Raw genomic sequence first — 20,255 nt, 5'->3', positions numbered from 1 at the left:
CTGGTGGTTCAACCTGCGCGCCTCCAACACCGAACCGTTCCTTCGCCTGAACGCCGAAGCCCTGGACATCGTCACCATGGCAGATGTCCGCGACCACGTCCTTGAACTCGTGCGCAGATAACAGCCCTAGCCCCTTTGCAAGCGATCCTTAGCAAGCAATTCACCGCCCACACGATCTTTCAGGAGTATCCATGGAGCAAAATATGGCCGAACAATCCAAGCCAGACGAACTGATTCAGGACGACCTCAACAAGGTCATCGGCACAGCGTTGGGCGTCGCCGCCGAGCAGTTGGAAACCCATGGCGCCTTCATGCCGGTGGGCCTTGTTCTCACGCACGACGGCGACATCAACCTCGTGGCGGTGTCTCCGAACGAGGTTGCCGGCGAAGGTGAAGCGGAATCCGAGCTCGACGCCGACCAAATGGTTGCGGATCTATTTGAGGCACTGACGCAACAGCGCGAACAAAACCGGGCTGCCGCCGTCGTCTGTGACATCCACCTGCCCGACGATTCCACCGACGCCATCCACGTCATGGCCGAGCACCACACCGGTTTGAGCGTCTCCGCCGTGCGTCCCTACCGTCACGCACCCAGCGGCTGGGAGTTCGGCAATCCCTTCCTTGAGGCTGGCGAACAAACCATCTGGGCATAACGCATGCGCATCAATAGCTTTTCAGATGTGAGCCTGCGGCTGTTGATGGTGCTCAGTGCCATGCCCGACGGCGGGCTTTCCACCACGCGGGAGCTCGCCGAGGCGGTGGGCACCCCCTACAACCACGTCAGCAAGGCCGTGCTCAAGCTTCGGCAAATGGGGCTTGTGGAGGCCATCCGGGGCCGCAGCGGCGGCGTGCGCATCTCCGCTGACGGCAAGGCTGCCACGGTGGGCAAGGTGCTGCGCGTGCTCGATGACCACAGCGACGTGGCCGAATGCATCACCAACATGGGCTCGTGCCCGCTGGTCCATGCCTGCGGACTACGTGGGGCGTTGAACCATGCCCGTGAAGCGTTCTACCTTTCTCTGGACAATGTCACCATCTTCAGCCTGGCCAAGAAGACGTCAGAGGGACCCATCCCTGTGACATTAAGCACAGTGCGTCCAGGCTATTCCGCGTAATCTCAATATTTTTTCTACGTCATGTAGAAGTCATGACTTTAAACTCGCATTTCAAATGCTACTTTGGACTTGTCACTATGACTTTCACACAAGGAGTAAAAGATGCTTTCGGAAAAATCGCGCCCACTGATTGTTGCCACCCTGCCTTTGGTTGGCTCACGACTGGGCGCCATCACCCCGAACTTCTACAGCCGCATGTTTGCTGCACGTCCCGAACTCCTGAACGGCCTGTTCAGCCGCGCCAACCAAAACAACGGTGAACAGCAAAAGGCCCTGGCCGGCTCCATCGCAGGTTTCGCCTCAGCCCTGGTGGCCAACCCCAACATCATTCCCGAGCAGATGCTCAGCCGCATCGCCCACAAGCACACCGGCCTTGGCATCACCGAAGACCAGTACGACATTGTCTACAAGTACCTCTTCGAGGCCATCGCCGAAGAGCTTGCCGACGTCATCACCGCCGAGATCGCCGAAGCTTGGACCGAGGTCTACTGGCTCATGGCCAACGCCCTCATCAAGATCGAAAAGGGCCTCTACGCCATGCAGGCCAATGACAAGCTGTGGATGCCCTGGACCATCGTTGAAAAGAACCCCGCAGGTGCGGATTCCATGACCTTCGTCCTGGAGCCGGCCGACGACACCCCCGTCACCGTGGCCCGCCCCGGCCAGTTCGTCACCGTGAAGGTGGCCCTTCCCGATGGCCTGCTCCAGTGCCGCCAGTACTCACTTTCGGCCGACGTGGATTCCACCACCCGCCGCGTGTTCACCACCAAGCGCGACGACGGTGGCGAGGTTTCACCAGTGCTGCACAACAACGTAAAGGTCGGGGACGTCGTCGAACTTTCCAACCCTTACGGTGATGTGACACTCGACGGCGAAGGCCCGGTCGTGTTTGCCACGGCGGGCATCGGCTGCACCCCGTCCGCATCGGCGCTGCGCGCTCTGGCCAACGCCGGCGCCGACCGCGAGGTCATGGTCCTGCACGCTGAGAAGAACCTCGAAGCCTGGGCCCTGCGCGAGCAGATGACCACCGACGTTGACGCCATCACCAGCGCCACCATGCAGCTCTGGCTGGAAGAGCCCACCGAAGGCTTCAACAAGGGCTTCATGACCCTTGACGGCCTGGACATTCCCGCCAACGCCTCCATGTACGTTTGCGGCCCGCTGCCGTTTATGAAGGCCATCCGCAACCAGGCCATGGACGCTGGCATCCCGTCCACCAAGATCCACTACGAGGTCTTCGGCCCCGACCTGTGGCTGGCCGGCGCCGCTGGCTGATAGCGGGTCCTTGGGGCCCCGCCAAGTCTGGCCACTCATGGCTGGTCCTGGCGGGGCCCCTTTTTTTGGCGCCCGGACGCAGATCCGGGCATCGTAGGGGTGGCTAACACGGGTCACCCGCGCCCACTGAATCTATTCTGCAGCTCCGGCGGGTCATCCTGCGGCGCACCCGCAGAAGCTGCAGTATCAATGTCTGCAACCACCCCGCACCCGGCTTCCGGCCTTCACATCAGAGGGCCCCGATGGTTCACGGCCAGTTGCGGCCGGAAATCATCGGAACCCTTTTCAGTGGTCGCGCCAGACACCATTGTCTAGGCGGCGAACCGTTCCTTCAGGCTGCTGAGCTCAGCAGCCAATTCCTCCGGCAGGGAGTCGCCAAAGCGGGCGTACCACTCCTCTATGCCTGCCACCTCAGCCTCCCACTCCTCCGGAACCACCTTGAGCGCATCTGCCATCCCGGCCTCTGTCACTTCGAGACCGGCCAGATCCAAGGAATCCGGGGTGGGGACGAACCCAATAGGGGTCTCAACTGCTGCTGCTTTCCCCTCAATGCGCTCGATGATCCATTTGAGGACGCGGCTGTTCTCACTAAACCCTGGCCAGGCAAAGCTTCCATCCGAGGCGCGGCGGAACCAATTCACCAGGAAGATCTTGGGCAGACGCGCAGGGTTGGCGGTTTCTGAAAGCTCGATCCAGTGCTTGAGGTAGTCCCCGGCGTTGTAGCCGATGAACGGCAGCATGGCCATCGGATCCCGGCGCACCACGCCAACAGCACCGGTCGCGGCGGCCGTGGTTTCCGAGGAAAGCGTGGAGCCCATGAAGATTCCGTGGGTCCAGTCGCGGGACTGGGTGACCAGCGGGATGGTGGTTTTGCGGCGTCCGCCGAACAAGATGGCGTTGATTTCCACGCCCTTCGGGTCGTAGTAGTCCTTGGACAGCATGTCCACTTGATCGATGGGGGTGCAGAAACGGGAGTTGGGGTGCGCCGCAGTCCGTCCGGAGTCCGGCGTCCAACTGTTTCCCTGCCAATCTGTCAGGTGAGCGGGCACTTCGCGGGTCATGCCCTCCCACCAAACACCGCCGTCGTCCGTCAAGGCAACGTTGGTGAAGATGGTGTTTCCCTTGGCCACTGCAGACATGGCGTTGGGGTTGGTGTGCCAGCCGGTGCCGGGGGCAACCCCGAAGAGACCTGCCTCCGGGTTTACGGCCCGCAACTCGCCCTCCTTGCCGAAGCGCATCCAGTTGATGTCATCACCGAGCGTTTTTGCCGTCCACCCGGGGACGGTGGGCTCCAGCAGCGCCAAGTTTGTCTTGCCGCATGCTGAGGGGAACGCGGCGGCCACATGGTAGTCCTTGCCCTCCGGACTGGTGAGCTTGAGGATCAGCATGTGCTCAGCGAGCCAGCCCTCGTCACGGGCCATGGCGGAGGCGATGCGCAGCGCAAAGCACTTCTTGCCCAGGAGCGCGTTTCCACCGTAGCCGGAGCCGAAGGAGAAAATGGAGCGCTCCTCGGGGAAGTGCACAATCCACTTTTCGTCATTGCAAGGCCAGGGCACATCCTTGTCCCCAGGTGCCAACGGCGCACCGACTGAGTGCAGCGCGGGGACGAAGAAAGCGTTAGTGTCTTCGAGCTTGCGAAGAACGTCGCTGCCAATGTGAGCCATAATGCGCATGGAGGCAACTACGTAGGCGGAGTCCGTGATCTCCACGCCAAATTTGGGGTCTTCGGCATCAAGTGGACCCATCACGAACGGGATGACGTACATGGTGCGCCCGCGCATGCTGCCGGCGAACTTCCCGTTCAGGATTTTCTTCATCTCATCAGGGTTCATCCAGTTGTTGGTGAAACCAGCGTCGCGCTCTTCCCTGGAACAGATGAAGGTCCGGCCTTCAACGCGGGCCACATCCTTGGGGTCCGAGAATGCCGCAAAGGAATTGGGAAACAGCTCTTCATTGAGCCTGGTCAGTGTCCCCTCCTCAACCAGCTGATCCGTCAACTGCGCATATTCTGCCGCTGATCCGTCCACCCAGTGGATATTCGCCGGCAAGGTCAGGGAAGCAACCTCTGCGACCCAAGCGGTAAGGCCCTTGTGGGTGGCTGTTTCCTGTTCGACGGATTCCTGCGTTGCAGCAGCGTGGCCCATTGCGATTCCCTTCAGTGGGTGGGTAGGTTGTATCTAAATGCTATGGCTCACGATTCGGACACCCCGGGCATTGGATATGGGATGTGCGCGCTGCTGGCGCGACTAAAACCGCGGATCTCTGCGGTTCCTCAATTTTGTTACCGTAAACAATAGTGAGGTACGTCACATAGACCGGTCTAGTGCTTGGGAACACTGCCACTTCGATTTGTATCCGCAGGCATGTCAGGTTAGAGTTATTCACGGCCCAAGGGTCAACAAAGAAACAGAATATGCGTGCGTAGCTCAACGGATAGAGCATCTGACTACGGATCAGAAGGTTGGGGGTTCGAATCCCTTCGCGCGCACAATGCAGAAAGGGTTCCAAACATTGCGTTTGGGACCCTTTCCTTTTGCTATTTAACCCTGAGCCGCCCGTAGCGCTGGCTACCCAACCATGAACCCGATGTTGGCACAATGGAAGCAACACGCGACAGGAGCCAATAAATGACTGAACAGAAGCCCCCCAATTTCCTGGTGATCATGACAGATGACCAAGGCGCGTGGGCTCGCGGCCGCACCATGCCGGAGCTCATTACGCCCACCCTCGACGAGCTCGGGGCCACCGGCCACGAGCTCACGCGGTTCTTCTGCACCTCGCCGGTTTGTTCCCCCGCCAGGGCATCGCTGGCCACGGGCCGCATGCCGTCGGCCCATGGAGTCCACGACTGGATCCGCTGCGAGAACAGCGGAGTCAGCACTGTGGGCGTCCACTACCTTGAGAACTTTGAAACAACCCCCGAGCTGCTGAACCGGGCAGGCTACACCTGTGCGCACGCCGGCAAGTGGCATCTGGGCGATGCCCGCCAGGCTGCGCCGGGCTTCCAACACTGGTACAGCCACCGGGACGGCGGCGGCTCCTACTTTGGGGCACCCGTCGTAGAGGACGGGGTGGTGCACGAGGAGCCCGGCTACATCACCGACGCCATTTCCGAGCGGGCCACGGGAATGTTGCGCGAGCTGGCCTCCGCCGATGATCCATTCTTCCTACAGGTGCATTACACGGCCCCCCACAGCCCGTGGACCGAAGGCAACCATCCGCCGGAATACTTGGACCTCTACGATGGCTGCGAGTTCCCGAGCATCCCACGGCTTCCTGCCCACGAATGGTTTAACTGGGGGTACGGGGACCTTGCCGACGGCATGCGGAATCCCGCGGAGAATCTGGCCGGATACTGTGCCTCTATGACAGCCGTGGACAAGGGCGTGCGCCAGCTCCTGGAGGTCTTGGAGGAGGCCGGGGCCCGGGCGGACACCTATGTCATCTTTACCTCGGACAACGGCTTCAGCTGCGGCCAGCACGGAATTTGGGGCAAGGGCAACGGCACCGTTCCGCTCAATGTCTGGGACGATTCGATCCTTGTCCCGTTCATCATCAACCGTCCCGGCACCATCACGCCCCGCCTGGACGACGTCCTCACCACGGCAGCTTCCTTCCATGCCACAGTGCTGGAACTTGCGGGAGCGCCCAAGCCGGTGGATCCGCTCATTGCCGGGAACTCCATTGCCCCGCGTTTCCTGGGTTCGCCGGAAGAATGGGATGCGGCTGGAAAGGACTCGATCGTCATTTTCGACGAATACGGCGGCACCCGCATGATCCGCACCACCACGCACAAGTACGTGTGGCGCCATGGGGACGCCCCGGGAGAGCTTTACGACCTCATCTCCGACCCCGGCGAACTGTCCAATGAATTCGATAATCCGGCGTTCACAGCGCTCAAGGAGCAACTCCACGGCGAGCTGGTGGCCTGGTTCCGGGATCATTCCGAGCCGCAATATGATGGCTTCGCGCGGCCGGTGACAGGTTTAGGGCAGAACTCCCCCGTCTGGACTGCAGACGAAGATGCAGACCGCTACGCCAGCCCCGAAACGCCGTCCACCCCCGGCGCTTAGACAAGCCTGACGCTTAGACAAGAACGACGCACGGAAGCTTGCGTTCCGTGCGTCGTTGAAAGTCGGGTCCGGGACTTTAGTCAGACTCCACGAAGGCCCTGATCTTGGCGCGGATTCCGTCGAAATGGCAGTTGAGCAGCTGTGCAGCCGTTGCGGCATCCTGAGCGGCCACAGCATCGTAAATGTTCCGGTGCGCAGCCGCTGTGTCCACCAGGTGCATCCCGTCCGTGCCGATCTCCACGTGGATCTTGCGATAAACCTTCCAAAAAACGCTCATGAGGTTCATCAGCAGGTCATTTTCAAGGGGTTCAAAAAGCAGGCGGTGAAACTCTGCGTCCGCTTCCGCGAACTGTTCCCCACGGGCCGCCAAATCTTCCATTTTCACCACGGCCGCCTCGATAAGCGCCAAGTGCTCCTGCGAGACGACCGGGATGCTGGCACTGATCAGCCCGGCTTCAAGGGCTTGCCGGATGTCCACTAGCTGCAACGCTTCAAGCCCCTCGTGGCGCAGCGAGAGGCGGCCCCGAAACGTCAGTCCATCAGCAAGGGCATCAAAGTTGCTGGGGGCCACAAACATGCCAAACCCGTGACGAATCTCAATGACACCCAGGGCCTGAAGCACTTTCAAGGACTCACGCAGGGTGTTGCGCCCAACACCTAAGACTTCGCACAGTTCACCCTCGGTGGGCATGGGGTCCCCAGCGTCCAGGTCCCGCTCCAAAATCAGTTCCATGATGTCAGCCTGGAGAGCACGCAGACGTGCCTGGGCGCTGAAGCGCGCTTTCGGTACTACCGACGAAATGGACAATTGGACTCCTCAGAAATGTGCGTCGTGCGGCGCGTCTTTTAACTCGCTCAAACTCGTCCGCCACCCGCGCGCAGGAGGTGACTTCAATCATAGAATATCGGATGTCCGACCACATGCCTAGGCGGAGGAACGCAACCACTGCTGGAGCGAACCGGCCCGGCAGAGCGATCCAGTGTGGACTCAAGCCAGAACGAGACCAAATCTCCACTTGACCAACCCTGTGATCGCTATTACAGTTTCAGCATAAGCATCGGACGTCCTACCTCCGATTACTATTACACGAAATGGTGATTCTACAGAATGAGCAATACTCTTCAGAACCTGCCTGCGACCCCCGCATCGCGACGGACATTCCTCAAGGCCGCTGGCGTCCTTGGTGCCGCAACAGCTTTCACCGCCACCCTCGCTGCCTGTGGATCTTCCAAGGACAAGAGCACTCAAAGCACCCAGAACAGTGCAGAAGTGAACAAGGATCTCAGCATCGAAGCTGGCATCTCCTACTCACTGTCCACAGGTTTTGACCCGATGAGCTCGTCAGGGGCCACCCCGCTGGCCGCCAACCTGCACATCTTCGAAGGCCTTGTGGAGCTCGACGCAGCCACCCGCGTTCCTTACAACGCACTGGCGGCAGAAGACCCCAAGATGGTCGATGACAAGACATACCAAGTCACGATCCGTGACGGCGCCACCTTCCATGACGGCACCCCCGTCACCACCGAAGATGTTGCATACTCGTTCGAGCGTGTGCTGGATCCGGCCAACAAGGCCCTGTTCGCACAGTTCATCTTCTTCATCGATTCCGTCAAGGCACTCGATGACAAGACCGTTGAATTCAAGCTGAACACCGCGTTCAACGGCTTTGGCCCGCGCATCTCCGTCGTCAAGGTTGTCCCCAAGGCGTTGGCGTCTGCAGACCAGAAGGCATTCGACGCCAAGCCCGTCGGCACCGGCCCGTACAAGTTCGTTTCCGCAGCCAAGGACGACAAGATCGTCTTCGAGCGCTTTGACGCCTACAACGGCACGAAGCCGGCACTGGCCAAGGGCATGACCTGGTTCCTGCTCTCAGATGCCTCAGCCCGCGTCACCGCCATGCAGTCCGGCCGTGTCCAGGCCATTGAAGACGTCCCCTACCTGGATGTTGACGCGCTCAAGAACAAGGTTGACGTCGAGTCGGTGCAGTCCTTCGGCCTGCTGTTCCTCATGTTCAACCTCACCCGCGCACCCTTCGACAAGAAGGAAGTCCGCCAGGCTCTGCACTACGCCATGGACAAGGACGCGATCATCAAAACTGCGTTGCTGGGCAACGCCACAGCCGCAACGTCGTTCTTCCAGGAAGGAAGCCCGAACTACCAGAAGGCTTCCACCGTCTACGGCTTCGACGCCGACAAGGCCAAGTCCCTGTTGAGCGCAGCAGGGGTAACCGGCCTGAAGTTGACACTGACTTCCACCGACACCGCATGGGTCAAGGACGTCATCCCGCTGATCAAGAAGAACTGGGATGCCATTGGCGTTGAGACCACGCTGGAGCCGCTGGCTTCCGCTGCTGTCTACGCACCGGACAAGGTTGGCGGCCTGAACTACGACGTCGTCGCCGCCCCGGGTGACCCGTCGGTGTTCGGCAATGATGCAGACATCCTGCTGAGCTGGTGGTTCCGCGGCGACACCTGGGCCAAGAACCGCTTCGCCTGGAACGAATCCGCAGAATACAAGGAAGTCCAGACGAAGCTCAACGCAGCACTGGCAGCTTCCGAAGCCGACGCCAAGAAGCTCTACAGCGAAATCATCAACATCATCGCTGAGGAAGCACCGCTGTACCCGATCTTCCACCGCAAGCTGCCCACGGCATGGGATGCAAAGAAGCTCTCAGGCTTCAAACCGCTGCCCACCACGGGCATCTCCTTCGTTGGAGTTGGCCGGACCTCCTAGGGTCCTTCGTTTGATCACAGGCGAAAGGGGCTGTGGCCCATTGGGTCACAGCCCCTTTCAACTAAAACCACCTTTCCTATGATGCAGCACACAGCTCCCCTCTGAGGTGCTGCGAATAGAACCGGAGTAAGTACATTGGCAAACTTTTTGCGACTGCTGGGACGCAGGCTCGCAGCACTTCCGTTGATGATCCTGGGTGTCACCCTGCTCGTCTTCGTTGTGTTGCAGTTCGCTCCCGGCGACCGTGCCGTTGCAGCGTTGGGCGAAGGCGCCTCCCAGGAGGCCTTGGCGCAATACCGTGAGGTCAACGGATTCAACGACCCGCTATTCATTCAATACTTCCGTTACCTGGGCAAGCTCTTCACAGGTGACTTTGGCACCACCCTCCCGCCGGCAAAACCCATCACTGAGGTCATTGCCAGCGCATTCCCCGTCACGTTGCAGCTGACATTCCTGGGTGTGTTGATTGCGGTCGTCATCTCCTTGGTCTTCGGCGTTCTCGCAGCCCTGTACCGCGACACCTGGGTTGACCAGGTCATCCGCGTCTTCTCGGTCGCGGCCATCGCCACGCCGTCCTTCTGGTTGGGCATCCTGCTCATCCAGTGGTTCGCTCTTGGCGACAATTCCTGGTTCCCCTCCGGCGGGCTCGCCAACCCCGACGAAGGTTTCATGGGCTGGCTCAGTTCCATGGCGCTGCCGGCGCTGGCCCTGGCCATCCCGGTTTCCGCCTCGCTGATCCGTGTTGTCCGCACCTCCATGGTCGAGGAGCTGGATCGTGACTACGTCCGCACCGCCATCGGCAACGGCGTCCCCTACACCACGGTCATTTCCCGCAACGTGCTGCGCAACGCCCTTGTCACCCCGGTGACGGTGCTGGGACTGCGCATCGGCTACCTGCTGGGCGGCGCCGTCGTGATTGAAATGATCTTCTCGCTGCCCGGCATGGGTCAGCAGATCCTCAACGGCATCACCAACGTTGACACCAACCTGGTCCAAGGCGTCGTGCTCGTCATCGCTGTGACGTTTGTGCTCGTGAACATCCTGGTGGACCTTCTGTACTTGCTCATCAACCCACGAATCAGGACGGTCTAAGTCATGCGCAGCAAACTTGCCGAACGACTCAGCGCACCGGGCCTGCGCTTCAAGGCCCTGACGCTGGGTTCCAAACTGGCTCTGCTTTTCCTGCTTGTCATCATCATCATTGCCATTCTGGCGCCTTGGCTTGCCCCGTACGACCCGCTGAACACCGGCGATCCGGCCCAGGCTCCCAGCGCGGCGCACTGGTTCGGTACCGACCGCATTGGCCGCGACGTCCTGTCCCGCCTGATGTACGGTGCCCAGGCATCACTGATGATCGGTCTCGGCTCGGTGGCCCTGGCCATCCTGGTCGGCGCAACGCTTGGCGCCCTCGCCGCAACATCCTCCAAGTCCGTCAATGAGATCATCATGCGTCTCATGGACATTCTGATGGCATTCCCCGGCATTGCCTTGGCCGCCGTGCTGCTGACCGCCTTCGGCAACTCGGTCCCCACGATCATCATCGCGATCGCCATCATCTACACCCCGCAGCTTGCCCGCGTGGTGCGTGCCAACGTCCTTTCGCAATACGGTGAGGACTATGTCCGCGCCGAACGCGTCATCGGAGCAGGCCGCGCCTACATCATGGTCAAGCACATTGTGCGCAACACCGCAGCCCCCGTGCTCGTGTTCGCCACGGTCATGGTGGCCGACGCCATCATCCTGGAAGCCTCCCTTTCCTTCCTCGGCGCCGGCATCCAGGACCCCGATCCCAGCTGGGGCAACGTCATCTCCTACGGACGCAACCTGGTGCTGTCCGGTGGCTGGTGGGCAACCACCTTCGCCGGCCTCGTCATCCTGCTGACCGTGCTGGCACTGAACATCCTGGCTGAAGGCCTCACCGATGCGATGGTCAACCCACGCATCAAGAAGGCTGCTCCGGTCAAGGACGACGACGGTTCGGCAGCTGCCGCTGTGGCGCTCGCCAAGGCCGATGCTGCTGCACGGGCAGTCATTGAAGATCCCTTCGCGGCATTGGATGTGGAACTTCTCCGGCTTCAGGAAGTGGAGCACTCTCGCAGCGACCGCCTGCCCCAGGTAGGCGCGGAGGCACGTGTGATCCTGCAGGTCAAGGACCTCTCAATCCGCTTCCCCGGACGCTACGACCAGACCGCCATTGTGGACAAGGTCTCCTTCACCGTCCGTGAGGGAGAAACCATGGGCCTGGTGGGCGAGTCCGGTTGCGGCAAGTCCATCACGTCGCTGGCGATCATGGGCCTGCTGCCCAAGACTGCCGAAGTCACCGGTTCCATCAAGTTTGACGGCAAGGAACTGTTGGATCCGGCCATCAAGCACAGCTCCGTGAAGGCCTACGAAGGTTTGCGCGGCGAACAGATCGCCATGGTCTACCAGGATGCGTTGAGCTCGCTCAACCCGTCCATGCTGATCAAGGACCAGATGCTGCAGCTGACCCGCCGAAACGGACGCAAGTCACCGACGGAACTGCTTGAACTGGTGCAGTTGGATCCCATCCGCACCCTCAAGAGCTACCCGCACGAGCTTTCCGGCGGCCAGCGCCAGCGCGTGCTGATCGCCATGGCACTGTCGCGTTCACCGAAGATCGTGGTTGCCGATGAGCCCACCACTGCACTGGATGTCACCGTCCAGAAGCAGGTTGTGGACTTGCTGAACGAGTTGCGTGAGCAGCTTGGCTTCGCCATGGTCTTCGTCAGCCACGACCTTGCCCTGGTTGCCTCCCTGGCACACAAGATCACCGTCATGTACGCCGGGCAGGTGGTGGAGTCCGCGCAGGCTTCGGAACTGTTGGCGAACCCCACCCACGAATACACCCGTGGCCTGCTGGGCGCCGTGCTCTCCATTGAGTCCGACGCCGTACGGCTGCACCAGATCCCCGGAACGGTCCCCTCACCCCGTGAGTTCGCCGCCGGTGACAGGTTTGCCGGGCGCTCCCAACGTCCGGACGCTGACCCGAACCAGAAGCTGGCGTTCGTCCCGGTCTCCAGCAATGCTGAGGCAGGCGAACATTTCTGGGCCAGCCACAAGCGCGAAGATGCCCAGCTGGCTTCAGCCGTGGCAGAAACGGAAGGTGCCTCATGAGCAAGCAGAGCGTCAATGCAGCCGCCCAAGCCGGGACCCCTGTGATTGAACTCAAGGACCTGCACGTCCACCACCGGACCCGTTCCGGCGGACTGTTCCACCCCAGCTACGTCAAGGCCGTCAACGGTGTGGACTTCTCCATCAGCCGCGGGGAAACCGTCGGCATCGTGGGGGAATCCGGTTGTGGCAAGTCCACGCTGGCTTCGGTGCTGGTTGGATTACAGACCCCCACCTCGGGCCAAGTGCTGTTCCATGGCAAGCCGGCCATTAAACGCAACGCAGCCATGCGCAAGGAGTTCGGGCGGTCCGTGTCGGTGGTCTTCCAAGACCCTTCCACGGCGCTGAACCCACGCATGACCATCCAGGACATCCTGGTTGACCCGCTCACCGTGCACGGCATAGGCAACAAGGCATCCCGCTTGGCGAAGGTCGCTGAACTGCTCTCGCTGGTTGGCCTGCCGCAGTCGGCAGCCGAGGTCACGCCGTCGCAAGTTTCCGGCGGACAGCGCCAGCGCGTGGCCATTGCCCGCGCACTGGCCCTTGGCCCGGACATCATCGTGGCCGACGAGCCCACCTCCGCACTGGATGTTTCCGTCCGCGCCCAGGTGCTGAACCTGCTCTCAGACCTGAAGAAGGAACTGAACCTGGGCATGGTTTTCATCAGCCACGACATCCAGACGGTGCGGTACGTTTCAGACCGCATCGCCGTCATGTACTTTGGCCAGATTGTGGAAGAAGGCCCCGCGGCCCAGATCTTCGACAACCCGTCCAACGACTATACGAAGAAGCTCCTGGGCGCTGCGCCCTCCCTTCTTCACATCTGACCCCCACGCCCTTCCCGGGCGCGTGGCCCTCCTATTTACCCGTTTATATCAATACAATTTTGGAGCAATTTCCGTGACTACAGTCGCATCGCGTTTCCAGGGCGTCATCCCCCCCGTCTGCACCCCCCGCACCGCCGACGGCGCCATCGACGTCCCCTCCTTGGAGAACCTGACCCGCCACCTGCTCGACGGCGGTGTAGCCGGTTTGTTCGTCAACGGCTCCTCCGGCGAGGTCACCCACATGACCAACACCGAGCGCGACACCGTGCTGACCACCATTTCCGGAGTCAACGCCGGACAGGTCCCGCTGCTCGTGGGTGCCGTTGAGCAGACCACCAACCGCGTGATCGAGGAAGCAGCCCGCGTGGTTGCCCTCGGCGCCGACGCGCTCGTGGCCACCAGCCAGTACTACGCCATCAGCAACGCCGAGGAGAACGGCCGCCACTTCCGTGCTATCGCGGCCTCCGTGGATGTCCCCGTCTTCGCCTACGACGTTCCCGTGCGCACCCACTTCAAGCTGCCCACCGACCTGCTCGTCGAGCTGGGCCGCGAAGGCGTCATCGCCGGTGTCAAGGACTCCTCGGGTGACGACGTTGCCTTCCGCCAGCTGCTCATCGCCGCCAAGGACATCCCGAACTTTGACATCTTCACCGGCCACGAAGTGGTTGTTGACGGTGCCATGCTCGGCGGCGCCCAGGGAATCGTCCCAGGCCTTGGCAACGTTGACCCGGCAGCATACCGCCGCCTGTATGACCTGTCCGTCGCAGGCGACTGGGCCGGCGCCGCAGCCGAGCAGGACCGCATCGCCGACGTCTTCAACATCGTCTACACCCCGAAGGCCGGCCGCGTATCCGGCAACGCCGCGGGCCTGGGCGCCTTCAAGACCGCGCTGATGCTCATGGGCATCATCAAGACCAACGTCATGAGCGCCCCCATGCTCTCCCTCGACGAAGACGAGACGTCAGCCATCAAGGTCATCCTCGAGCGCACCGGGCTGCTGTAGTCCCCTCGCTATCCACGCCCTCCCCAGCCTCGTTCCTCGGCCGTGCGCCCAGGGACGAGGTCGGGGAGGGCTCGTTTTGCTTGCACCTTAAATCTTGAAGGATTCTTTTATGCGGCACGTAGTTGGTGTTGATCTGGGCGGAACCAAAACCGCCGCCGGCGTTGTGGCGGAAGACGGCTCCGTGCTGTTCACCGATCAGATCCCCACCCTCAACCGCGACGGCGGCGAAGCCATCCTGGATGCCACTGCCGCCCTTGTTCGCTCACTCGTTGAGCGTGCCGCCGCACAGGGTGCCATGGTCGACGCGGTGGGCGTTGGCTCCGCCGGGGTCATCAACGCCACCGAAGGCACCGTCATTTCCGCCACCGACGCGATTCTTGGTTGGACCGGAACCCACATCACTGCCGGGCTCACGCAACGGCTGGGACTGCCATGCGCCGTCGTCAATGATGTGCATGCCCACGCACTAGGCGAAGCCGCGCAGGGCGCCGGGGCAGGCAAGGACTCCGTCCTGATGACGGCCTTCGGCACGGGTGTGGGTGGCAGTTTTGTGCTCAACGGGCAACCCCTGCTCGGCCACCATTTTGTAGGTGGGCATGTGGGCCATTTCGCCTCCCCCTACGCCGTGGACCGCGGCGCCCCGTTGCCGTGTTCGTGCGGCCATGCCGGGCACGTGGAGGCCATCGCTTCAGGGCCTGCCATCCACGCCGCATACCTGCGCGCAGGTGGGAGCGCCGCTTTGGCGGACACAAAAGCCGTGTTTGCCTCCGCCCGGGCCGGCGATGACCTGGCCCTGCAGGTCATCGCCACGGCAGCCGCCGCGGCGGGGCAGGCAGTGGGCGGTCTAATCAACATCCTTGACCCTGCCGTCGTAGTGGTTTCCGGCGGGCTGGCCGACGCCGGTGACCTATGGTGGGACGCCATGGTCTCCGCCCTGCGCGCCGAACTGCTCGCCCCGCTGGCGTCGGTGCCGGTGGTCAGGGCAGCCCTCGGCAACACGGCCGCAGTTTTGGGCGCAGCCTCCCTGGTCCTCGCCCATTAATTAGTTCATATTTCCTAGGAGTCACCATGACGTTGAAATTGACCAACCTTGACGAACTTGCCGGCCAGCTGGTGGTTTCCGCCCAGGCGTACCCGGGCGAACCCATGCGCGACCCGCGCACCATGGCCCAGGTGGCGGCGTCGGCAGTGGCGGGCGGGGCCGCAGCCATCCGGGTGCAGGGCATTGCAGACATCCAGTTTGCGCGCGCCGCCGTGGAAGTTCCCGTCATCGGTTTGTGGAAGGACGGGCACGACGGCGTCTTCATCACCCCCACCCTGCGCCACGCTCTGGCCTGCGCCAATGCGGGCGCCCAGATCGTCGCCATTGACGGAACGCGCCGCCCCCGTCCGGATGGGTTGACGCTGGCCGAGACCATTGCTGGCGTGCACGAGAACTCCAACTCCCTCGTCATGGCCGACTGCGGCTCCTTCGATGACGCCGTGGGCGCCGTCGAGGCCGGGGCCGACCTCATTGGCACCACCTTGGCTGGCTACACGGACGAACGCCCCAAGACCGACGGTCCGGACCTGGAACTCATTGCCGCCATCGCCGGCGCCAAGCTCGGCAAGCCGTTGATCGCCGAAGGCCGCATCCACTCCCCCACCCAAGCCCGCGCGGCGCTGGATGCCGGCGCGTTCGCCGTCGTGGTTGGCACGGCCATCACCCACCCCACCACCATCACCAGCTGGTTCAAGGCCGCCCTGACTAACTGACGCGTTTGGGGCGCCGCCTCCCCTCGCCGTCGGGCCGAAATGGCACTAACGTGAAGATGGACGGTGCAACAGAGGCTTGGCAACGGCAGGGAGATGCGCAGTGGATGATTACCAGGTACACCACAAGATCGCAGAACTGGTGAAAATGGAGCAGGATCTGCGGGAATCCACCGCGGACCAGGCCAAGCTGCCAGAGCGTGCCGCGCAGTTGAAGCAGCTCGAAATCCAGCTAGACCAGTGCTGGGACCTGCTGCGGCAACGGCAGGCAAAAATCCGTGCCGGGGAAAGTCCCGACGACGCCCAAGTACGGCCTGCCAGCGAAGTTGAAGGCTACAAGCAGTAGCCGTGTGAAAGGATGCTCGCATGACAGCTGAAAATGACGCGTCCAACGAATCTCGCAATAGCTTGGTTTTTCATGGCTTCGGCGGCACCGGCGAGCAGGTGGCCGGCGTATTCCGTAGCGCCCTGAACGCTGCAGCGGCCCTGCCCGGAACCCCCATTGAAATCGTCATTCAAGGAAAGGCGGTTGCGGCACTCACCGTAGGCGGCGGACTCGCTGATCCGGCTAACGACGTTCTGCAGGCAGGCATTGCGGTACTCGCCTGTGAAAACAGCATGCGGTCGGCGGCCATAGAGCGGGAGAACCTGCTGCCAAGAGTCGGCACCGTCCCGTCAGCCGTGGTGCACCTCGCCGAGCGCCAGTGGGCGAACTGGGCGTACGTCCGCCTGTAGCTGCACCCGCACCCAACGGCTTCAGCATGGATCTGGCAGCCGCTGAGTGGAAGCGCACATTTCTTGCATGGCACGGCACGCACTGGTAATTTGAGGCAGTTCACCCCACTGCCGAAGGAGCGCCTTCCCATGCTCAGCACGAACCAGTTGCACATCGATGGCAGGCGGCACACACTCCTTCCGGCCACCACCTTGGAGGCGCATCGCGCCGAGGTGCTGCTGGTCCAAGCTGACGGTCAGGAACGGCGCACTGCGCTGGCCCTTGCCTTGACCGGCCGCATGAAGCCGACCACCGGCACCGTGGTTCTGGGCCATGACGATTCCATGGCCTCCTTGCGCCGACGAAGTGCCGTCGTTGATGCCCCCGCCGTCAACGCCCCGGAACACCACCTGAGCGTCAGGTCTCTGGCCTCGGAAGACCTGGCCCTTGTGCCGACCAAGTTCCGCGACAGGACCCGTCCCACCGAGTGGCTTGTCACCCACGGCTTCCGCGACATCTTGGAAAAATGGGTCGAAGAGATCACCCCGAACAGGCTCCTTCACCTCCAGCTTGAACTGGCCCTGGCCAACCCGGATGTCGACCTGCTCGTGGTTGACTCCCCCGATCGGCACACAGCCGACGTCGACGCCTGGCTTCCGCTGCTGGAGCGGGCCGCCGCGGGCCTGTTGGGGCGCGGTCCCAACGTTCCTGCTGACTCTGCACTCCGGCAGCTGCTGGTGGTGGGCGTGGTGGGCCTCCTCCCCGACGGATGGGACGGCCGAACAGCCGTCGCCGGCAACGCAAGCAGCGCAGGCTGCACCACCCCGCCGACCGAGCAGGAAGAAACCACCCCGCCGACCGAGCCCACAACCAGTACCGCGGAAACACCAACCGCCGAAACCACTGAAGCCCCGGCCCCCACGGCCCCCCCGGAGGAAAGCAAATGACAGTCTTCCGACTGGCGCTGTCAGAACTCAAGCGCATGACCGGCGGGATCCTGCCCAAACTCACCATCGTGGCCATGGTGATGGTCCCCCTTCTGTATGGGGCCGTGTATCTCTATGCCAACTGGGATCCGTACGGCAACCTCGACCAGCTCAAGGCCGCCGTCGTGGTGCAGGACGAAGGCGCCGTGACCAAGGACGGCAAGGAATTGCATGTGGGCGAGGAAGTAGCCACGACCCTCATCAAGGACCATAAATTCGACTGGCAGCTCGTGAAGACGGCCGAGGAAGCCAACAGCGGCGTCAAGGCGGGCGAGTTCGCCTTTGCGCTGATCATTCCCAAGGACTTTTCAGCCAATCTCGCGTCTCCGGAGAACTTTGATTCGGCCGCGCAGGCCATGATGAGCGTGACCACCAATGACGCCAACAACTACCTGCTGACCTCGATCGTGGACAAGGTTGCCACTCAGGTGCACGCATCGGTGGCACAGCAGGTGGGCGAGAAAACAGCCAATGCCCTGTTGACCGGCTACGGCACCATCCACGCCCAGCTCGTGAAGGCAGCCGACGGCGCGAAACAGCTCGCGGACGGCGCTACCACCCTGGATGGGGGCGTGGCGACGCTGCAGGCGGGCACCGGCGAACTCGTCACGGGAGCCAATTCGCTGGCTGCCGGACAGCAACAGCTGGTCACCGGCGCTAAACAGCTCCAGTCCGGCGCGGCCGCCTTGGACAAGGGGCTGGGCCAGCTGGAAACCCAGACGGCCACGCTGCCAGCAGACACCCAAAAGCTCGCCGACGGGGCTGCCGCAGTCGCCGCCGGCAATGCTGCCTTGAACACCAAGGTCCAGAGTGCCATCGGCACGGCCGGGAAGCTCGATGATGCGGCGGCGGCTGCCATCGACGGCCGGCTGGACACCCTCGTTGCCGACAAGGTCCTCACCCCCACCCAGGCGGAGGAGATCCGCGCCTCGCTGAAATCGGCAACAAGCAGCACCGCCGTCACAAATGTCAAAGACCAGCTCTCCACCGACGCCGCTGATATTCAAAAACTGGCTGACGGCTCGGCCGCGGTGTCGGCCGGAGCCGCCAAACTTGCAGGCGCGACGCCGGCCCTCACCTCAGCGATTGCGCAGGCTCACGCCGGCGCAGGGTCCCTGTACGACGGCGCGGCAACGCTGGCCACTGGGCAGGAGACCGCCCTGGACGGTGCCACGCAGCTGGCGGCCGGTGCCGCGAAGCTGAACACCGGCGCGGGCGACTTGAAGGCCGGCTCCAGCAAGCTGTCCACGGGTGCCACAGAGCTGTCCACGCAGTTGAGCAAGGGTGCAGGCGACGTCCCGGACCTCAATGACAAGGACAAGCAAAACGCGGCCGGCGTCATTGCGGACCCCATTCGGGTGGATTCAGTTTCCCAAGCCAAGGCCGCCAACTACGGTGCCGGCCTGGCGCCGTTCTTCCTGGTCCTGGCCCTGTGGATCGGCGCGTTTATGCTGGTCCAGGTCATGCGCCCGCTCACGGTGCGTGCGCTGGCCTCCAACGCGCCGGCGTGGAAGATTGCCGTTGGTGGCTGGCTGCCCTTTGCCGCCGTTGCCACGGTCCAGGCCCTGCTGCTGTACGCGGTGGTGAAGTTCGGCCTGGGCCTTGAACCGAGTCACCCCTGGCTGACCTTGGGGCTGCTGATGCTGGCGTCCCTGGCGTTCACGGCGCTGATCCAGGGCATCGTGGCGCTGCTTGGCACGCCCGGAAAGTTTGTGGTGTTGATCTTGCTGGTGCTTCAGCTGGTCTCCTCCGGAGGCACGTTCCCGTGGCAGACCACGCCCGAACCGCTGCACGTCATGCACCAGGTGCTGCCGATGGGCCACGTGGTGGAAGGCATGCGCCACCTCATTTATGGCGCGGACCTTGCACCACTGACGTCCATTGTGTTCGGACTGCTGGGCTACATGGTGTTGGGCTTCCTGTTCGCCTGGGCCGCCGTGGCCAAGAAGAAGACGTGGACGCTCAAGACGCTGATGCCCGAAATCGAGGCGTAGCGCCCACCCCGCGTGACGCAGTGCGCCTAGCGCGGCACCACGAAGTTCGTTAGCTGGGCGTCCTGCCCGTCAAGGGTTGCCCAGTCACCGCTGTGTTCAAAGACGGCAAACGCACTGGTGGGGAAGCCGGAGGCCAGGTCCATGTAGGCGTCCTGGTCCGAATCCCTTGATGCCAGGCGCAGCGCCAACGACTGGATGCCCGGCATGTGGCTGATGACCATGAGCGTGCCCACGGTCTCAGGGACGTGGTTCACCACGGCCAGCATCGAGGTGGCGCCGGCCGCGTATAGCGCACTCTCCAGTTTGGGGGTGGGGGCCTTCTCACCCAGCTGTTGGCACACCCACGTGCAGGTCTGCCGGGTGCGCAGCGCCGAGGAACACAGGATGAAATCAGGCACCGTGTTGTTCTCCACAAGCCATTTACCGGCCAGCGGCGCTTCGTTGTGCCCGCGCTGGGCCAGCGGCCTGTCATGGTCCTCCACGCCCAGCGGGAAGGCCGCCTTGGCATGGCGCATCAAAATCAGCCGCTTAATGTGGTGTTCGCTCATTCCCCCAGTTTAGTGGCGGGAGCGTTAAAGCAGTACGACGGCGGATGGCCCACCAAAGTGGGCCATCCGCCGTCGTACATGGAAGCTAAAATGTAAAAGTT

General features: G+C 62.5%; 19 protein-coding genes and 1 tRNA gene. 17 read left to right on the top strand and 3 right to left on the bottom strand.

The window, feature by feature from the left end; genetic code table 11:
- The 4 genes from JMA46_RS17515 to JMA46_RS15675 form a co-directional block, all read left to right on the top strand.
- On the top strand, window positions 1-121 hold a 121-nt coding region (locus tag JMA46_RS17515), incomplete at its 5' end, for a hypothetical protein (RefSeq protein WP_207346285.1).
- 82 nt (window positions 122-203) lie between these two features.
- Window positions 204-653 (top strand): hypothetical protein, encoded by a 450-nt coding sequence (locus JMA46_RS15685; RefSeq protein WP_207346283.1) that lies wholly within the window; start codon window positions 204-206, stop codon window positions 651-653.
- Window positions 654-656: 3 nt separating this feature from the next.
- A complete protein-coding gene (locus tag JMA46_RS15680; protein ID WP_207346282.1) occupies window positions 657-1,115 on the top strand; it encodes an Rrf2 family transcriptional regulator in 459 nt (152 codons plus the stop codon).
- Window positions 1,116-1,217: 102 nt separating this feature from the next.
- Window positions 1,218-2,390, top strand: a complete 1,173-nt coding sequence (locus tag JMA46_RS15675; RefSeq protein WP_207346281.1) for a globin domain-containing protein — start codon at window positions 1,218-1,220, stop codon at window positions 2,388-2,390.
- A 311-nt stretch (window positions 2,391-2,701) separates the two neighbouring features.
- Here the strand turns inward: JMA46_RS15675 and JMA46_RS15670 are convergent, their stop codons facing one another.
- On the bottom strand, window positions 2,702-4,534 hold the full coding sequence (locus JMA46_RS15670) for a phosphoenolpyruvate carboxykinase (GTP) (protein WP_207346280.1): 1,833 nt from the start codon (window positions 4,532-4,534) through the stop codon (window positions 2,702-2,704).
- A 271-nt stretch (window positions 4,535-4,805) separates the two neighbouring features.
- Here JMA46_RS15670 and JMA46_RS15665 point away from each other — a divergent pair.
- Together JMA46_RS15665 and JMA46_RS15660 are read left to right on the top strand one after the other, a co-directional pair.
- A tRNA-Arg gene (locus tag JMA46_RS15665) sits at window positions 4,806-4,878 on the top strand.
- A 139-nt stretch (window positions 4,879-5,017) separates the two neighbouring features.
- On the top strand, window positions 5,018-6,463 hold the full coding sequence (locus JMA46_RS15660; protein ID WP_207346279.1) for a sulfatase-like hydrolase/transferase: 1,446 nt from the start codon (window positions 5,018-5,020) through the stop codon (window positions 6,461-6,463).
- A 76-nt stretch (window positions 6,464-6,539) separates the two neighbouring features.
- Here JMA46_RS15660 and JMA46_RS15655 read toward each other — a convergent pair whose 3' ends face one another.
- On the bottom strand, window positions 6,540-7,271 hold the full coding sequence (locus JMA46_RS15655) for an FCD domain-containing protein (RefSeq protein WP_207346278.1): 732 nt from the start codon (window positions 7,269-7,271) through the stop codon (window positions 6,540-6,542).
- 300 nt (window positions 7,272-7,571) lie between these two features.
- On the opposite strand from JMA46_RS15655, the gene JMA46_RS15650 reads away from it, so the two are divergent.
- The 11 genes from JMA46_RS15650 (at window position 7,572) to JMA46_RS15600 (ending at window position 19,606) form a co-directional block, all read left to right on the top strand.
- Window positions 7,572-9,197 carry an ABC transporter substrate-binding protein gene (locus tag JMA46_RS15650; protein ID WP_207346277.1) on the top strand — a complete coding sequence of 542 codons (1,626 nt, stop codon included), beginning with the start codon at window positions 7,572-7,574 and terminating at the stop codon, window positions 9,195-9,197.
- Between the two features lie 135 nt (window positions 9,198-9,332).
- Window positions 9,333-10,289: an ABC transporter permease gene (locus JMA46_RS15645; RefSeq protein ID WP_282099617.1), complete on the top strand. Its 957-nt coding sequence runs from the start codon at window positions 9,333-9,335 to the stop codon at window positions 10,287-10,289.
- Between the two features lie 3 nt (window positions 10,290-10,292).
- Entirely contained in the window at window positions 10,293-12,332 is a 2,040-nt protein-coding gene (locus JMA46_RS15640; protein WP_207346276.1) for a dipeptide/oligopeptide/nickel ABC transporter permease/ATP-binding protein, read from the top strand.
- Window positions 12,329-13,156 (top strand): ATP-binding cassette domain-containing protein, encoded by an 828-nt coding sequence (locus JMA46_RS15635; RefSeq protein WP_207346275.1) that lies wholly within the window; start codon window positions 12,329-12,331, stop codon window positions 13,154-13,156. The genes JMA46_RS15640 and JMA46_RS15635 overlap by 4 nt, the downstream gene beginning before the upstream one ends.
- 73 nt (window positions 13,157-13,229) lie before the next feature.
- A complete protein-coding gene (locus JMA46_RS15630) occupies window positions 13,230-14,159 on the top strand; it encodes a dihydrodipicolinate synthase family protein (protein WP_207346274.1) in 930 nt (309 codons plus the stop codon).
- 109 nt (window positions 14,160-14,268) lie between these two features.
- On the top strand, window positions 14,269-15,201 hold the full coding sequence (locus JMA46_RS15625) for an ROK family protein (protein ID WP_207346273.1): 933 nt from the start codon (window positions 14,269-14,271) through the stop codon (window positions 15,199-15,201).
- 26 nt (window positions 15,202-15,227) lie between these two features.
- The gene (locus JMA46_RS15620) at window positions 15,228-15,914 is read left to right on the top strand and encodes an N-acetylmannosamine-6-phosphate 2-epimerase (RefSeq protein WP_207346272.1); all 687 of its coding nucleotides are present in this window, start codon (window positions 15,228-15,230) and stop codon (window positions 15,912-15,914) included.
- Between the two features lie 100 nt (window positions 15,915-16,014).
- Complete coding sequence (locus JMA46_RS15615) at window positions 16,015-16,257, top strand: DUF2630 family protein (protein WP_207346271.1); 243 nt, start codon at window positions 16,015-16,017, stop codon at window positions 16,255-16,257.
- Window positions 16,258-16,277: 20 nt separating this feature from the next.
- Entirely contained in the window at window positions 16,278-16,646 is a 369-nt protein-coding gene (locus JMA46_RS15610; protein WP_207346270.1) for a hypothetical protein, read from the top strand.
- A gap of 129 nt (window positions 16,647-16,775) precedes the next feature.
- Complete coding sequence (locus tag JMA46_RS15605; RefSeq protein WP_207346269.1) at window positions 16,776-17,573, top strand: ABC transporter ATP-binding protein; 798 nt, start codon at window positions 16,776-16,778, stop codon at window positions 17,571-17,573.
- Window positions 17,570-19,606 (top strand): YhgE/Pip domain-containing protein, encoded by a 2,037-nt coding sequence (locus tag JMA46_RS15600; RefSeq protein ID WP_207346268.1) that lies wholly within the window; start codon window positions 17,570-17,572, stop codon window positions 19,604-19,606. Before JMA46_RS15605 ends, JMA46_RS15600 begins: the two co-directional genes overlap by 4 nt.
- Before the next feature lie 26 nt (window positions 19,607-19,632).
- Here JMA46_RS15600 and JMA46_RS15595 read toward each other — a convergent pair whose 3' ends face one another.
- Window positions 19,633-20,154 (bottom strand): histidine phosphatase family protein, encoded by a 522-nt coding sequence (locus JMA46_RS15595; RefSeq protein WP_207346267.1) that lies wholly within the window; start codon window positions 20,152-20,154, stop codon window positions 19,633-19,635.
- Window positions 20,155-20,255: the final 101 nt, after the last annotated feature.

Source organism: Arthrobacter sp. E3 (genome assembly GCF_017353415.1).
In the GTDB taxonomy this organism is placed as follows: domain Bacteria; phylum Actinomycetota; class Actinomycetes; order Actinomycetales; family Micrococcaceae; genus Specibacter.
This window is presented reverse-complemented; position numbering and strand designations above follow the sequence as displayed.

What these genes read in the sequence shown, in the direction of transcription:
- JMA46_RS15685 (WP_207346283.1), top strand. Translation starts at nt 204, where the DNA reads ATGGCCGAACAATCCAAGCCAGACGAACTGATTCAGGACGACCTCAAC.
- JMA46_RS15680 (WP_207346282.1), top strand. Translation starts at nt 657, where the DNA reads ATGCGCATCAATAGCTTTTCAGATGTGAGCCTGCGGCTGTTGATGGTG.
- JMA46_RS15640 (WP_207346276.1), top strand. Translation starts at nt 10,293, where the DNA reads ATGCGCAGCAAACTTGCCGAACGACTCAGCGCACCGGGCCTGCGCTTC.
- JMA46_RS15595 (WP_207346267.1), bottom strand. Translation starts at nt 20,154, where the DNA reads ATGAGCGAACACCACATTAAGCGGCTGATTTTGATGCGCCATGCCAAG.
- JMA46_RS15660 (WP_207346279.1), top strand. Translation starts at nt 5,018, where the DNA reads ATGACTGAACAGAAGCCCCCCAATTTCCTGGTGATCATGACAGATGAC.
- JMA46_RS15605 (WP_207346269.1), top strand. Translation starts at nt 16,776, where the DNA reads ATGCTCAGCACGAACCAGTTGCACATCGATGGCAGGCGGCACACACTC.
- JMA46_RS15610 (WP_207346270.1), top strand. Translation starts at nt 16,278, where the DNA reads ATGACAGCTGAAAATGACGCGTCCAACGAATCTCGCAATAGCTTGGTT.
- JMA46_RS15635 (WP_207346275.1), top strand. Translation starts at nt 12,329, where the DNA reads ATGAGCAAGCAGAGCGTCAATGCAGCCGCCCAAGCCGGGACCCCTGTG.
- JMA46_RS15600 (WP_207346268.1), top strand. Translation starts at nt 17,570, where the DNA reads ATGACAGTCTTCCGACTGGCGCTGTCAGAACTCAAGCGCATGACCGGC.
- JMA46_RS15675 (WP_207346281.1), top strand. Translation starts at nt 1,218, where the DNA reads ATGCTTTCGGAAAAATCGCGCCCACTGATTGTTGCCACCCTGCCTTTG.
- JMA46_RS15670 (WP_207346280.1), bottom strand. Translation starts at nt 4,534, where the DNA reads ATGGGCCACGCTGCTGCAACGCAGGAATCCGTCGAACAGGAAACAGCC.
- JMA46_RS15625 (WP_207346273.1), top strand. Translation starts at nt 14,269, where the DNA reads ATGCGGCACGTAGTTGGTGTTGATCTGGGCGGAACCAAAACCGCCGCC.
- JMA46_RS15620 (WP_207346272.1), top strand. Translation starts at nt 15,228, where the DNA reads ATGACGTTGAAATTGACCAACCTTGACGAACTTGCCGGCCAGCTGGTG.
- JMA46_RS15650 (WP_207346277.1), top strand. Translation starts at nt 7,572, where the DNA reads ATGAGCAATACTCTTCAGAACCTGCCTGCGACCCCCGCATCGCGACGG.